The 12,650-nt window shown below is 36.7% G+C and carries 11 protein-coding genes; 6 read left to right on the top strand and 5 right to left on the bottom strand.

What is annotated here, in order from left to right:
• The first annotated feature begins 242 nt into the window (after positions 1-242).
• From ACQRDX_RS03710 to ftsY, 3 genes are read left to right on the top strand one after another with little or no spacing between them, the layout of a single operon-like run.
• Positions 243-1,058: a Cof-type HAD-IIB family hydrolase gene (locus ACQRDX_RS03710; protein ID WP_354368672.1), complete on the top strand. Its 816-nt coding sequence runs from the start codon at positions 243-245 to the stop codon at positions 1,056-1,058.
• On the top strand, positions 1,045-1,878 hold the full coding sequence (locus ACQRDX_RS03705; RefSeq protein ID WP_354368674.1) for a Cof-type HAD-IIB family hydrolase: 834 nt from the start codon (positions 1,045-1,047) through the stop codon (positions 1,876-1,878). The genes ACQRDX_RS03710 and ACQRDX_RS03705 overlap by 14 nt, the downstream gene beginning before the upstream one ends.
• Positions 1,865-3,037, top strand: a complete 1,173-nt coding sequence (ftsY, locus tag ACQRDX_RS03700) for a signal recognition particle-docking protein FtsY (RefSeq protein ID WP_427894527.1) — start codon at positions 1,865-1,867, stop codon at positions 3,035-3,037. The genes ACQRDX_RS03705 and ftsY overlap by 14 nt, the downstream gene beginning before the upstream one ends.
• A gap of 69 nt (positions 3,038-3,106) precedes the next feature.
• Here the strand turns inward: ftsY and ACQRDX_RS03695 are convergent, their stop codons facing one another.
• Positions 3,107-3,475: a glyoxalase gene (locus tag ACQRDX_RS03695; protein WP_354368676.1), complete on the bottom strand. Its 369-nt coding sequence runs from the start codon at positions 3,473-3,475 to the stop codon at positions 3,107-3,109.
• 86 nt (positions 3,476-3,561) lie between these two features.
• Positions 3,562-4,911: an MFS transporter gene (locus ACQRDX_RS03690; protein WP_427894529.1), complete on the bottom strand. Its 1,350-nt coding sequence runs from the start codon at positions 4,909-4,911 to the stop codon at positions 3,562-3,564.
• A 456-nt stretch (positions 4,912-5,367) separates the two neighbouring features.
• On the opposite strand from ACQRDX_RS03690, the gene ACQRDX_RS03685 reads away from it, so the two are divergent.
• A complete protein-coding gene (locus ACQRDX_RS03685) occupies positions 5,368-6,006 on the top strand; it encodes a nitroreductase family protein (RefSeq protein WP_427894545.1) in 639 nt (212 codons plus the stop codon).
• A 114-nt stretch (positions 6,007-6,120) separates the two neighbouring features.
• On the opposite strand, the gene ACQRDX_RS03680 is transcribed toward ACQRDX_RS03685, so the two are convergent.
• The 3 genes from ACQRDX_RS03680 to ACQRDX_RS03670 are packed head-to-tail and all read right to left on the bottom strand — an operon-like array spanning position 6,121 to position 7,968.
• Complete coding sequence (locus ACQRDX_RS03680) at positions 6,121-6,936, bottom strand: TIGR03943 family putative permease subunit (protein WP_427894531.1); 816 nt, start codon at positions 6,934-6,936, stop codon at positions 6,121-6,123.
• Complete coding sequence (locus tag ACQRDX_RS03675) at positions 6,937-7,836, bottom strand: permease (RefSeq protein ID WP_427894533.1); 900 nt, start codon at positions 7,834-7,836, stop codon at positions 6,937-6,939. It abuts the gene before it with no gap.
• A 3-nt stretch (positions 7,837-7,839) separates the two neighbouring features.
• Positions 7,840-7,968, bottom strand: coding sequence for an SPJ_0845 family protein (locus ACQRDX_RS03670; protein WP_427894535.1), 129 nt, complete (start codon positions 7,966-7,968; stop codon positions 7,840-7,842).
• A 139-nt stretch (positions 7,969-8,107) separates the two neighbouring features.
• Here ACQRDX_RS03670 and ACQRDX_RS03665 point away from each other — a divergent pair, with 139 nt between their 5' ends.
• Both ACQRDX_RS03665 and cas9 read left to right on the top strand, forming a co-directional pair.
• Positions 8,108-9,154, top strand: a complete 1,047-nt coding sequence (locus ACQRDX_RS03665) for an LLM class flavin-dependent oxidoreductase (protein ID WP_427894537.1) — start codon at positions 8,108-8,110, stop codon at positions 9,152-9,154.
• Positions 9,155-9,255: 101 nt separating this feature from the next.
• Positions 9,256-12,645, top strand: coding sequence for a type II CRISPR RNA-guided endonuclease Cas9 (gene cas9 / locus ACQRDX_RS03660; protein ID WP_427894539.1), 3,390 nt, complete (start codon positions 9,256-9,258; stop codon positions 12,643-12,645).
• Positions 12,646-12,650: the final 5 nt, after the last annotated feature.

The raw sequence follows: 12,650 nt of genomic DNA, 5'->3' as shown, positions 1-12,650 counted from the left end.
AAGATAATCATGCTTCTTAACAAGGCTCCGTTATGCCCTTTAAGAAGTAGGTCTTTGGCTATTTTTTAATCCTTCAAAAAGATTTCTAAAAATGGACTTGATAATGATAAGAAATTTTTACTTTGCTTTTTTTAGAAGTGATTGAAATATGATAACAGTTAAAAAGAGAGGAAATGAGGGATAATCGAGAAGATTTTTTAAAATTTTGATAAAATAAGAGTATGATAAATAGGAGAGTTAGTATGGCCCAAGAGATTAAGTTACTTGCAACAGACATGGATGGAACATTTTTGGATGAAAATGGTCAATTTGATCGTACCCGTTTGACGACTTTATTGCCTAAATTAGCTCAGGAAAATATCATTTTTGCAGTGGCTAGTGGACGTCCTCTTTTAGCCTTAGAAGAGTTGTTTAAAGAGTATTTGGAACAGATTGCTTTAGTGGCTGAAAATGGAAGTGTTGTCACTTATCAAGGTGAGATACTTTTTGAAGCTAAGATGACCACAAAGCAGTATCTAGATTTGGTGGATGTGATTAAAAATAGTCCTTATGCAAAAGGGACGGACTTGCTCTTGTCTGGAAAAGATGGCGCCTATATGCTTGAGGAGACCAGTCCCAGTTATCGTGCCTTTATGGCTCAATATTATGAAAATATTCAATTGGTTAGCTCCTTTTCAGAGGTGACGGACGATATTTTTAAAGTGACTACCAATATTTCTCCAGAAGAGATGGAAGCAGGGGTGGCTTGGTTGAATCAAGCTGTTCCTTATGCTACGGCTGTGACCACAGGTTTTGAATCAGTGGATATCATTTTAAAAGATGTTCACAAGGGTGTTGGTTTGGAGCATCTTTGTCAAGGATTAGGAATAGGACTAGAAAATGTTGTTGCTTTTGGGGATAACCTTAACGATTTAGAGATGATGGGCATGGCTGGCTATGCTGTGGCTCCAGAAAACGCTAGAGAAGCCATAAAAAAAATAGCTGATATTGAGATTGGTCACGCTCACACTGGAGCGGTATTATCCTATATGGAAGGATTGGTAGATGATGTCTATTAAGTTAATTGCCATGGATTTAGACGGCACTCTTTTTACAGATCAAAAAGAAGTCACTCGAAGAAACCAGCAGGCTTTGAAAAAAGCAAGAGAAAAAGGTGTTCATGTTGTGGTGACCACAGGGCGTCCTTTAAAAGCTATTGAATACCTTCTTGAGGAGCTTGATTTGATGACAAAAGACTCCTACTCTATTACTTTTAATGGTGGTCTAGTTCAAAATAATCAGGGTGAGATTTTAGATAAAAAAGAGATGTCTTATTTAGAGGCTAGACGAATTGTTGAAATAGCAGGGGCTATGGGTTTACCTCTTGATATTTTAAGTGATGCTCATGTTTATGAGTATAATCCAGATGGGCTTCATTCACTTTATCAAGCGGTTAATCCCCATCTCGTTTTTCATAAACTAGATCGCATCGAAGATTTGCCAAAAGATATTGTGTTAAATAAGGTTTTATCAGCTTATGATGCTAGGGTTTTGGATGAAAAACTTCCTGTTTTACAAGATTTGTTAGGGCAGCACGTAGAGGTCTTTAAATCACGTGACATTGTTCTAGAGTTTATGCCTAAAGGGGTTCACAAGGCAGCGGGCTTAGCTCACCTCTGTCGGCATCTTGAGATTAGTCCCAAAGAGGTACTAGCTATTGGTGATGAGGAAAATGACTTGACCATGATTGAATGGGCAGGTTTAGGGATTGCGATGAAAAATGGTGTTCCAGCATTAAAAGAAAAAGCAGATGTGGTGACACCCCATACAAATAATGACTCAGGTTTAGCTTGGGCAGTTGAAAAATTCATTTTAGGAGAAGAGCATGGGATTATTTAATGATTTATTTGGAGAAGAGGCTACAAGGGTTGATGCGACACAGGTCACATCTGATGACACGGTGGTGAACGAAGATTTAGCAGAGGAAAAAATAGAAACCAATCAAGCAGCTAAAGATTTTATGGCTGAGTACTATGCCAAGCGTGCTGAAATTGAAAAAGCTATTGCTGAGGGAACTTATGTTAAACCAGAAGAAACAAAACCACAAGAAGAACAAGAAGTTCCTGCACTTGAAACAGAAAGTGAAAAATACAATCGTAGTCTTAAAAAGACACGAACAGGGTTTGGAGCACGTCTCAATGCTTTCTTAGCTAATTTCCGTCGAGTAGATGAGGACTTTTTTGAAGAGCTTGAAGAGATGCTTATTTTATCAGATGTGGGTGTGACAGTTGCCACGAATTTGACAGAGGAATTACGCTATGAAGCAAAATTAGAAAATGCTAAAAAACCAGAAGAGTTACGTCGTGTCATTATTGAAAAATTGGTTGATTTATATGAAAAAGATGGTTTTGATAATGAGAAGATCAATTTTCAAGATGATTTGACGGTCATGCTTTTTGTGGGTGTTAATGGTGTTGGTAAAACGACTTCTATCGGAAAATTAGCGCATAAGTATAAAACGGCTGGAAAAAAAGTGATGTTGGTTGCAGCAGATACCTTCCGTGCTGGTGCAGTGGCACAGTTAGCGGAGTGGGGGCGTCGAGTTGATGTTCCAGTTGTAACTGGTCCTGAAAAAGCAGACCCTGCCTCAGTTGTTTTTGATGGGATGGAAAAAGCTGTTGCAGAGGGTGTCGATATTTTGTTGATTGATACGGCTGGACGTTTGCAAAATAAAGATCACTTGATGGCAGAGCTTGAAAAAATTGGACGTATTATTAAGCGAGTATTGCCTGATGCTCCCCACGAGACACTTCTTGCTTTAGATGCCTCGACTGGTCAAAATGCCTTGGTACAAGCTAAAGAGTTTTCTAAGATAACCCCTCTAACTGGTCTTGTATTGACTAAGATTGATGGGACAGCGCGTGGTGGCGTTGTTTTGGCTATTCGTGAAGAGTTGGACATCCCTGTTAAATTTATTGGTTTTGGAGAAAAAATCGATGATATTGGAGAGTTTAATTCCGAAGATTTTGTAAAAGGTCTCTTGGAAGGCATTGTATAAATCAAAATCCCCATTTTCTATTAGAAAATGGGGATTTTAAGTTATAAAAATGATGCTTAGTCTCTATTTTTAAGCTTCTCTTACAGCATAGTATTGTCCAGTTGCAGATGAGAAATTAAAGTTTTTGAAAGGTAATTCATTGAGCTCACTAACATAAGGGCTAATCTGCTTCACTTTTTCGTAGAGTGTTTCGATATCTGTACTGGTGAAGAGTAAACTTGGTTGGTTTTCAGCAACTTCTGGTGAATAAGTGCGGATAAATTCAAGAGAATAGACTGTAAATTTACAGTTTGACTCAGGGTTAATTTTCATGTCAAACGATGGATAGTCTAAGATAGTTTGTTCATTTGAAATGACAAAACCAAGACTTTTCCAAAATTCCTTTTCTTTTTCTACATCTTCAACATAGATCATGATTCCAAATTCTGTATTAAACATGATTTTCTCCTTTTCAACGTTCTATATTATATCATAATTACGCAAAAAGAAAAACCCTTGTTGAAAGGGTTTATAGAATTTTCCTCTTATTTTAATTGTTTAAATAAGTTAAAGAAGAAGAAATAGATGGCAAGAACAAGGAAGAGTTGCAAAGAAAAGACAGCTTGTACGCTTTGGGTTAGTGTGGAGCTGGTATTGACTAAAACAGAAGAGATAGCCGTTCCAAGTGCTCCAGCAAATTGTTGCATCATTTGGAAAATCGCTGAAGCATCTGCTTTTTTATCTTGTGGGAGTTGGGAAACAGATACTGCCAAAGTATTGTTAAAGGCCATGTTACGTCCAAAAGTAAAAACGATGTAAGAGAGTGCTAAACTAAAGACAGTTAAGGATGAGGTCATACTCGCCATGATAAACAAAGCCAGAGCAAAGAGGGTATTACCAATATAAAGAGATGGTTTTGGGCCTTTACGATCATAAAATTTACCAAAGAAAGGTGCTAGAAGTGCTCCTAGAAGTGTTCCAGGAAGTAGGGCAAATCCTGCCAAGGTGGAACTAGCTCCCTTTACTTCAATTAAGAAGTTTGGAATAATGAAGTTAGAACCTAGATTTGAAAATTGATAGATGAAAAAAGGGATTAAGCCAAGCCAAACCGTAGGGACTTTCAGTACGCGAATATCAAGAAACGGTGTTTTCGTTTTTAAACTCCGTCTGATAAAGGCACTTAGAGTGAGTAAAAATAAGAGGAAGTAGGTCCAATTGGGATGTCCTTCTTCTAAGCTGGTGATGGCAAGAAGAGAGCTTGTGAGTGAAATGGCTAATAAGCTAAAAGCTAATAGATCAAAAGGACGCTTGTGAGTTTTTGGGCTATTTTCCATATAGATCTGATTGAGAATAAAGCAGATGATTGGAACAGGTAGAATAAAAATGAAAATCCATTGCCAAGGAAGGTGTGCAATCATAAAGCCGCCATAAGTTGGACCAAATGCGGGCGCAAGACTCATAATCAGTCCTCCAATTCCCATGTAAGTTCCAATTTTATTTTGAGGCACACGCTCCAGAATTAAATTAAACATAAGTGTCATTCCAATTCCTGTTCCGAGCCCTTGTAGCACACGCCCTGTAATCATCATCGGAAAGAAATTGGTGATAAAGGCTAAGACAGTTCCTGAGGTAAAAAGAACTAGGGCAAGATTTAAAATGGTTTTCTCTTTGACATTTTGTTGCAAGGTAGCACTGATGGTCATGGAAATAGCAACAGCTAAGAGATAGACAGTCGTAATCCATTGCAAACTTGATAAAGGGAGATCAAAGACTTTTTGCAAGGTTGGAAAGGTGACGTTCATACTTGTTTCAGATAAGATACCAGCAAAACCAAGGAGAGCAGTAGCAACGATGGATAAGGTGGTATTTTTTGAGACAGTGTCTTTTGATGGCATTGTATCCTCCATAAAATATAAAAAGGTAGCACAGACTTGGCTACTACCTTTTGATGATAAAATTTAGATAATACTAGCTTAACACGATTGATGGGAAAGTTCAAGCAGTCTTTTAGTGAAGTCGGTCGTCTAAAGCGGTCATTAACTTTTAGTTATTTCGAGGTCATTTGTCAATTTCTTCTTTACTAAGAGGGAAAATTGCTAAATTGGTGTCTTAGTTTTCCTGTAAAGGATTATTTGAGATTTTGTACCACTTTAGTGAGGTCAATCTGAAGTTAGCTGTGCTCATCATCTTTTTTGGTACAATGTAACATTTGTCTCCTTACCATTTTAAAAGTGGTATTAGTTGTCATTTGAGTATAAAGAAAGAGATGATAAAATGTTGACAAAAATCTAGAAACTTGATAAACTCAATGATATCATAAATTAATCGCGCACGATTAAAATAAAGGAGTTATAAAAATGAAACGTCTAGAAAATCAGTTTGATAAAATTACGTTTGAACGCAAGTCCATTCGTGATTATGATGAGACCTTTAAATTATCTCGTGAAGACATTTTACAATTATTGGATGAGGCAGTCACTGCTCCCTCTTCGGTAAACTTACAGCCATGGCGATTTGTTGTGGTGGATACACCAGAAGGAAAAGATAAGCTCAAACCATTGATTCGTTTTAATACTAACCAAAATGAAACCTCAGCAGCTATGATCTTAATTTTTGGTGATACCCAGTGTTACGAATACGGTCCTGAAATTTATGATAAGGCAGTTGCAGAAGGAAAAATGCCTAAAGAAGTGCGTGATAAACAACTAAATGCAATTATCCCAATGTATCAAAATCTTTCTCGTGAAGCCATGCGAGATATTGTGAAAATTGATGCCAGTCTAGTAGCGATGCAGTTCATGTTAGTGGCACGTTCTTATGGGCTAGATACCAATCCAATTGGTGGTTTTGAAGCTGATCAACTGGCAGAAGCATTTGACTTAGATCCAGAACGTTACCTCCCTGTTATGATTGTTTCAATTGGTAAGGCTAAAGAAAGCGGCTATCAGTCCGTTCGATTAGATGCTAAAAGGGTTACTCAGTTTAAATAACGATAAAAATACACCTTTATGATCAAAAAAGGCGTATTTTTATTTATTGATAGAGAGTTTAGCTAAAAGTTTTAAGAAAATGTAAGATTTTCCCCTGCTCTCAGTATCTTATGCTTAAAACGTACGATAGACGTATGGGTTTTGTGGTTCTTGAGTTTTTTGGCTTTTTGTGATGTGAAGGACGGGGAGGGTTTGTTTGAGGTTTTGATTATATTCGAGGCGAATAGTTCCTGTGGCTTTGACCCAAGTATTGTTTTCATAGTGTTCACTAGCATCAGTTGTTAGTAAGCCATAGACACCTGAGTCGGCAATACAGTGGATAATCCCAAATCTAAAGAGAAATTGACTGTCTGAGTCTTCAGGGTCATTATAAACAAAGCCGATATACTCAATTTCTCGACCAATAAAGTCATTGGGATATTTATAAATAATTTCCATCACTTCCATATAGTTTTGAGTGGTGATGACTAATTTATCTGCGCCTAAATAGGCTTTCTCAGCTTTTTTCATTTCACTTTCATAAGCGGATTTCGTGAAATACAGACTTGTATCAGGTTTTAAATACTGCACACTTGTCCCATCTGAACTTTGACCAGATGAACTAGATCCCTCAGCTAGTGGAAAATGATAACCTTTAGCAGAAACTGTTGTTGAATCTAGAGTAACTGTTGGAACACAAAGACCAACAAAAATAGGAAAGGTCATCAATACGATGCTAGATAATTTAGCTAATGTTCCATGAAGATGCGAATGTACCTTGATTTGTTTCATCCAAATTACTAACTGGACCATAGCTAAAATAAAGGCTAAAGCCATAGAGATATAGGCAAGGTAGGAGTAATGTGTGTTGATATATTGGTCTAGCTTGCCAGATAATTTGAGGTACATGGATAGCTCAAGATAGCCAACGAGAATTAAAAAGCGTAACATCTAAATCACCCCCACAAGAATGCAATATAAGATTACCATTAGACTAGATAGGCTAACAAATTGCAAAATAAAACGTCCCTTGAAGTATTTGTGCATCATTAAAAGATTTTTAATATCTACCATAGGACCAATTAAAAGAAAGGCTAAAACAGGTGCAATGCCAAAAGTTGATAATAAGGAGGCGCCGATAAAAGCGTCTGCCTCACTACAAAGTGAAAGAAGTAAGGCAAGGAGCATCATGACTAAGATCGCCATAAGTGGACTATGCCCAATAGTAGTTAGGATTCGTGTTGGGACATAGATTTGCATTGCTGAGGCAACCAAGGACCCAAAAATGAGATAACGTCCTGTGTCAAAAAACTCATCAATGGCATGACTAAGCGCTAAAAAGATTTTTTTTCCACTTGAATCATGATGGCTATCATGAACATGGCCTTTCTTATTTTCTTTTAGAATATTGTCATCTACAACAAAAGCTAGTAAGATACCAAGAGAGAGGGCGATAAGAATAGCACCGAGTAGCCTTAGTAGGACAAATTTAATCGAGTTACCAAAAGCAGAATAGGTCGCAAAAAGTACAATAGGGTTAATAATAGGAGCAGTGGCTAAAAAAGGGATTGCCGTATAGCTGGGAACTTTTTTCTCTAAAAAGCGATTAATAATAGGGACGATCCCACATTCGCATGACGGAAAAATAAAACCAATGAAGGTACCAAACAAAATACGCAAGATCTTGTTTTTAGGTAGAAACTGTGCAACTTTATCTGGTGTTACAAAAATCTCAATGAAACCTGATAATATACTACCTAGTAAAACAAAGGGCAGGGCCTCAATGATAATTGATAAAAAGATGGCCAGCATCTGTAGGAGGCTATCAGGAAGCTGTTGAAATAGAGTCATAGATCAACTCTCTTTACTTTCTTTTTTATCCTCTTCTTTTTGAGGAGGAGGTGTGGTTTCAATAGGAGGAAGAGTTGCAAAATTTTCCATCATTTTTTCTAAATCGTCGCGTTTTTTAAAGGTAATTGCCATCAGTTGGACCAACTTTCTATTTTTAATAGGTCTATTATACTAGCAAATAACAGATTTTACAAAATTTGAACAAAAGACTTGCAACTATCACTAATTAGTGATAATATATCTTCATCATCACTTATCGGAGGAAAATATTATGACAATCGAACTTGGCATTTCAACTTTTGGCGAAACAACTCCCCTTGAAAAAACAGGAAAAACTCTTTCACATGATGAACGGATTCGGAATATGATTGAAGAAATTGAGTTGGCAGATCAAGTTGGCTTAGATATCTATGCAGTGGGTGAGCATCATCGTGAAGATTTTGCCGTATCAGCTCCAGAAATTATTTTAGCGGCAGGAGCAGTGAACACCCAACATATCCGCTTATCTAGTGCGGTAACCATTTTGTCCTCAATTGATCCTGTTCGTGTTTATCAGCAGTATGCTACTATTGATGCTTTGTCAAATGGAAGAGCGGAAATTATGACTGGTCGTGGGTCCTTTATTGAGTCTTTCCCACTTTTTGGGTATGATTTGAATGACTATGAAGACTTATTTAATGAAAAATTAGACATGCTTCTGGCCATTAAGGAAAATACCAATCTGAAATGGAAGGGTCAATATACGCAGTCTGTGGATAATCGTCCTGTCTATCCTCGAGCTGTTCAAAAAGATTTTCCAGTTTGGGTAGCCACAGGAGGTAATCTTGATTCAACTGTCCGTATCGCAGAGCAAGGACTTCCTATTGCCTATGCAACAATTGGGGGTAATCCGAAGGCTTTTCGCCAATTAGTTCGTATTTATAAAGAGATTGGCAACCGTCATGGTCATTCTTCAGAACAACTTAAAGTTGCGGCTCATTCTTGGGGCTGGATTGCTGAGGATACTAAAACCGCTATCAAAGAGTATTTCCATCCGACGAAGCAGGTTGTTGATGCCATTAGTAAAGACCGTCCGCATTGGAAAGAGATGACTTATGAAGACTACCTTCAAGCTGTTGGACCAGATGGCGCCATGTTTGTAGGAGATCCTGATCATGTGGCAAGAAAAATCATTAAAATTATTGAAGATCTTGATTTGGATCGCTTCATGCTTCACCTGCCAATCGGCTCTATGCCGCATGAAGAGACGCTAAAAGCTATTCGTCTCTTTGGTGAAAAAGTTGCTCCAAAAGTGAGAGCACATTTTGAGAAAAAATAAATAACCAGCACTTTTCGATTTGGAAAGTGCTTTTTAATTATTTTCTAGTAAAGTAAATTGTGTTATAATGTAATCGATTACTTCTATTAAGGGGATCTATTATGACAAATGGTAAAATTTTAGGTTTGGATATAGGTATTGCTTCGGTTGGTGTGGGTCTTATTGATGCAACAACTGGGGAAGTCATCCATGCCAGTTCTCGCATTTTTCCATCAGCCAATGCAGCTAACAATGCAGAACGTCGAGGATTTCGTGGTGGAAGACGTTTGAGCCGTCGGAAGAAGCATCGTATGAAACGTGTGAAAGACTTATTTGAAAAATACAGACTAGAGACACGATTTAACAATCTAAATTTAAATCCATATGAGCTTAGGGTTAGAGGACTGACAGAGAAGTTAGCACCAGAGGAGTTGTTTGCTGTTTTGAAAAACCTCAGTAAACATCGTGGGATATCTTATCTGGATGATGCAGAAGATGATAGCGCGAGCGCCAAAACTAACTATGCTAAATCTGTTTTGGCTAATAAAGAGCTCCTAAAATCAAAGACACCAGGACAAATTCAGTTAGAACGCTTTGAAAAATATGGTCAGGTACGTGGAGATTTTGATATCGTGACACCTGAAGGGGAGCAACAGCGGATTATCAATGTTTTTTCGACGACAGATTATAAAAAAGAAGCAGAACAAATCTTAGAGACACAAGCACTCTATTATCCTCAAATTAGTCCAGAATTTATCGAGGACTTTATTACTATTTTGACCTCAAAAAGAAAATATTATCATGGCCCAGGAAATGAAAAATCTCGGACGGACTATGGACGCTATCGTACGGATGGTATGACGCTTGATAATATTTTTGATATTTTAGTTGGAAAATGTAGTATCTATTCAGATGAGTACCGTGCAGCAAAGGCTTCCTATACTGCACAAGAATTTAATTTTTTAAATGATTTGAATAATCTAACGCTTCCTACAGAAACCAAGCGTCTAAGCTTTGATCAGAAAAAAGACTTAGTCAGATTTGCAACTACTGCTACAACTTTAGGACCTGACAAATTACTAAAAGAAATTGCTAAGATGGTTGGATGCTCCAAAGATGACATCAAAGGCTATCGTATTGATAATAAAGAAAAACCAGATTTGCACACTTTTGAAGCTTATCGAGCAATGACCAAATTAGAAACGCTTGATGTAGCCAGCTTATCTCGTGAAACGCTAGATGAATTAGCACGTATTTTAACTCTAAATACTGATAGAGAAGGAATTGAAGAAGCTATTTCAAAAGATTTACCAAATCAATTTTCAAGAGAACAAATTGATGAATTGATTCAGTTTAGAAAATCTAAAAGTCAGTTATTTGGAAAAGGATGGCATAGTTTTTCGTCAAAATTGATGTCCGAGCTTATCCCTGAGTTATATGCTACTAGTGAGGAACAGAGGACTATTTTGACGAGGCTAAATAAAGTATCTCCTGAGCGAAAAGTTACTCATCGAACCAAGTATATCAATGAGCAGGATGCTACAGAGGAGATTTACAACCCTGTTGTTGCTAAATCTGTTAGACAAGCTATTAAAATCATCAATGAGTGTATCAAGAAGTGGGGAGAATTTGATCAGATCGTTATTGAAATGCCACGTGATAAAAATGAAGATGATGAGAAGAAGCGAATTGCGGATGGCCAAAAAGCTAATGCTAAAGAAAAAGAAACTGCTGAAAAGTTTGCAGCATCTCTTTATAATGGAAAAAAAGAACTGCCAGATGAGGTCTTTCATGGGCACAAGCAGTTAGCTACTAAGATTCGTTTATGGTATCAGCAAGACGGAAAATGTTTATACACTGGTCAAGATATCTCTATTCATGATTTAATTCATAATCAAAATCAATATGAAATTGATCATATTATGCCTTTGTCTTTATCATTTGATGATAGTCTGAGCAATAAGGTTCTAGTTTTAGCAACTGCAAACCAAGAAAAAGGGCAACAAACACCTTATCAGGCTATTCCAAGGATGAAGTCAGCTTGGTCTTATAGGGAATTTAAAGCCTTTATTTTAGCTTGTAAGAGATTAAGTAAGAAAAAACGAGAGTATTTATTAACAGAAGAAGATATTGATAAAATTGAGGTAAGACGAACATTTATTGCACGTAACTTGGTTGATACACGTTATGCTTCGCGGGTAGTGCTAACGACCTTACAAGATGCTCTAAAAGCAATGAATAAAGAGACTAAAGTTTCAGTAGTTCGTGGTCAATTTACCTCACAATTGCGCAGACAGTGGAGAATTACTAAGACACGAGATACTTATCATCATCATGCTATTGATGCTCTTATCATTGCGGCTTCTAGCCAGTTAAAATTGTGGAAAAAACAAGATAATCCGATGTTTGAGGACTATGAGCAAGGTCAAAAGATAGACTTGGAAACAGGCGAGATTTTATCAGATGACGACTACAAGAAATTAGTCTTTCAATCACCTTATCAAGGCTTTGTTCACACGATTTCTTCAAAATCATTTGAGGATGAGATTCTCTTTTCTTATCAAATAGATTCTAAGGTTAATCGAAAAATTTCGGATGCGACGATTTATGCGACAAGGCAAGCACAATTATCAAAAGATAAAAAAGAAGAAACCTATGTTTTAGGTAAAATTAAAGATATCTATAGCCAAACGGGTTATGATGCCTTCCGTAAAAAATATGATAAAGATAAGTCAGTATTTTTAATGTACCAGAAGGATTCTTTGACTTGGGAAAAGGTTATTGAAGTGATTCTACGTGATTACAAAGAGTTTGACGATAAGGGGAAAGAAGTTGGAAATCCTTTTGAACGATATCGCCAACAAAATGGCTTAATGACTAAGTACAGCCGCAAAAACAAAGGAACACCGATCAAGGCATTGAAATATTATGATAATAAGCTTGGAAACCATGTTGATATCACACCAGATGACAGTAAAAATCCTGTGGTACTACAATCGATCAATCCTTGGAGAGCAGACTTATACTTTAATCCTAAGACTGCTAAATATGAACTATTAGGATTGAAGTATGCTGACTTAAGCTTTGAAAAAGGGACTGGAAATTATACTATCTCGCAAGAAAAATATGATGAAATTAAGAAAAGAGAAGGTATTTCTGAAGAATCTGAATTCAAGTTCACTCTTTATAAAAATGATTTATTACTGATTAAAGATATGGAAAATGGAGAGGAACAAGTATTTAGATTTTTGTCGCGTACTAAGCCAAATGAAAAAAATTGTGTTGAGTTAAAACCTTACGATAAGGCTAAATTTGATGGTGGACAAGTTTTACTCAGTGTTTTAGGAGATGCTGACAAATCTGGACGGGTTAAAAAAAGCTTAAGTAAAACCAATATTTCTATCTACAAAGTTAAAACTGATATTCTTGGTCATCAGCATTTTATCAAAAAAGAAGGGAATCATCCTAAACTAAGTTTTGGAAAGGATAATAAATTAGATAAAAATAAATGATAAAA

Source organism: Streptococcus sp. SGI.013 (assembly GCF_050315295.1).
Taxonomy (GTDB): Bacteria; Bacillota; Bacilli; order Lactobacillales; family Streptococcaceae; genus Streptococcus; species Streptococcus porcorum.
The sequence above is the reverse complement of the archived record's forward strand: the minus strand, read 5'-3'. Positions and strand labels throughout refer to the sequence as shown.

Coding starts and splice junctions, on each gene's coding strand:
- ACQRDX_RS03710 (WP_354368672.1), top strand. CDS start 243: ATGGCCCAAGAGATTAAGTTACTTGCAACAGACATGGATGGAACATTT.
- ACQRDX_RS03705 (WP_354368674.1), top strand. CDS start 1,045: ATGATGTCTATTAAGTTAATTGCCATGGATTTAGACGGCACTCTTTTT.
- ftsY (WP_427894527.1), top strand. CDS start 1,865: ATGGGATTATTTAATGATTTATTTGGAGAAGAGGCTACAAGGGTTGAT.
- ACQRDX_RS03695 (WP_354368676.1), bottom strand. CDS start 3,475: ATGTTTAATACAGAATTTGGAATCATGATCTATGTTGAAGATGTAGAA.
- ACQRDX_RS03690 (WP_427894529.1), bottom strand. CDS start 4,911: ATGCCATCAAAAGACACTGTCTCAAAAAATACCACCTTATCCATCGTT.
- ACQRDX_RS03680 (WP_427894531.1), bottom strand. CDS start 6,936: ATGTTACGCTTTTTAATTCTCGTTGGCTATCTTGAGCTATCCATGTAC.
- ACQRDX_RS03675 (WP_427894533.1), bottom strand. CDS start 7,836: ATGACTCTATTTCAACAGCTTCCTGATAGCCTCCTACAGATGCTGGCC.
- ACQRDX_RS03670 (WP_427894535.1), bottom strand. CDS start 7,968: ATGGCAATTACCTTTAAAAAACGCGACGATTTAGAAAAAATGATGGAA.
- ACQRDX_RS03665 (WP_427894537.1), top strand. CDS start 8,108: ATGACAATCGAACTTGGCATTTCAACTTTTGGCGAAACAACTCCCCTT.
- cas9 (WP_427894539.1), top strand. CDS start 9,256: ATGACAAATGGTAAAATTTTAGGTTTGGATATAGGTATTGCTTCGGTT.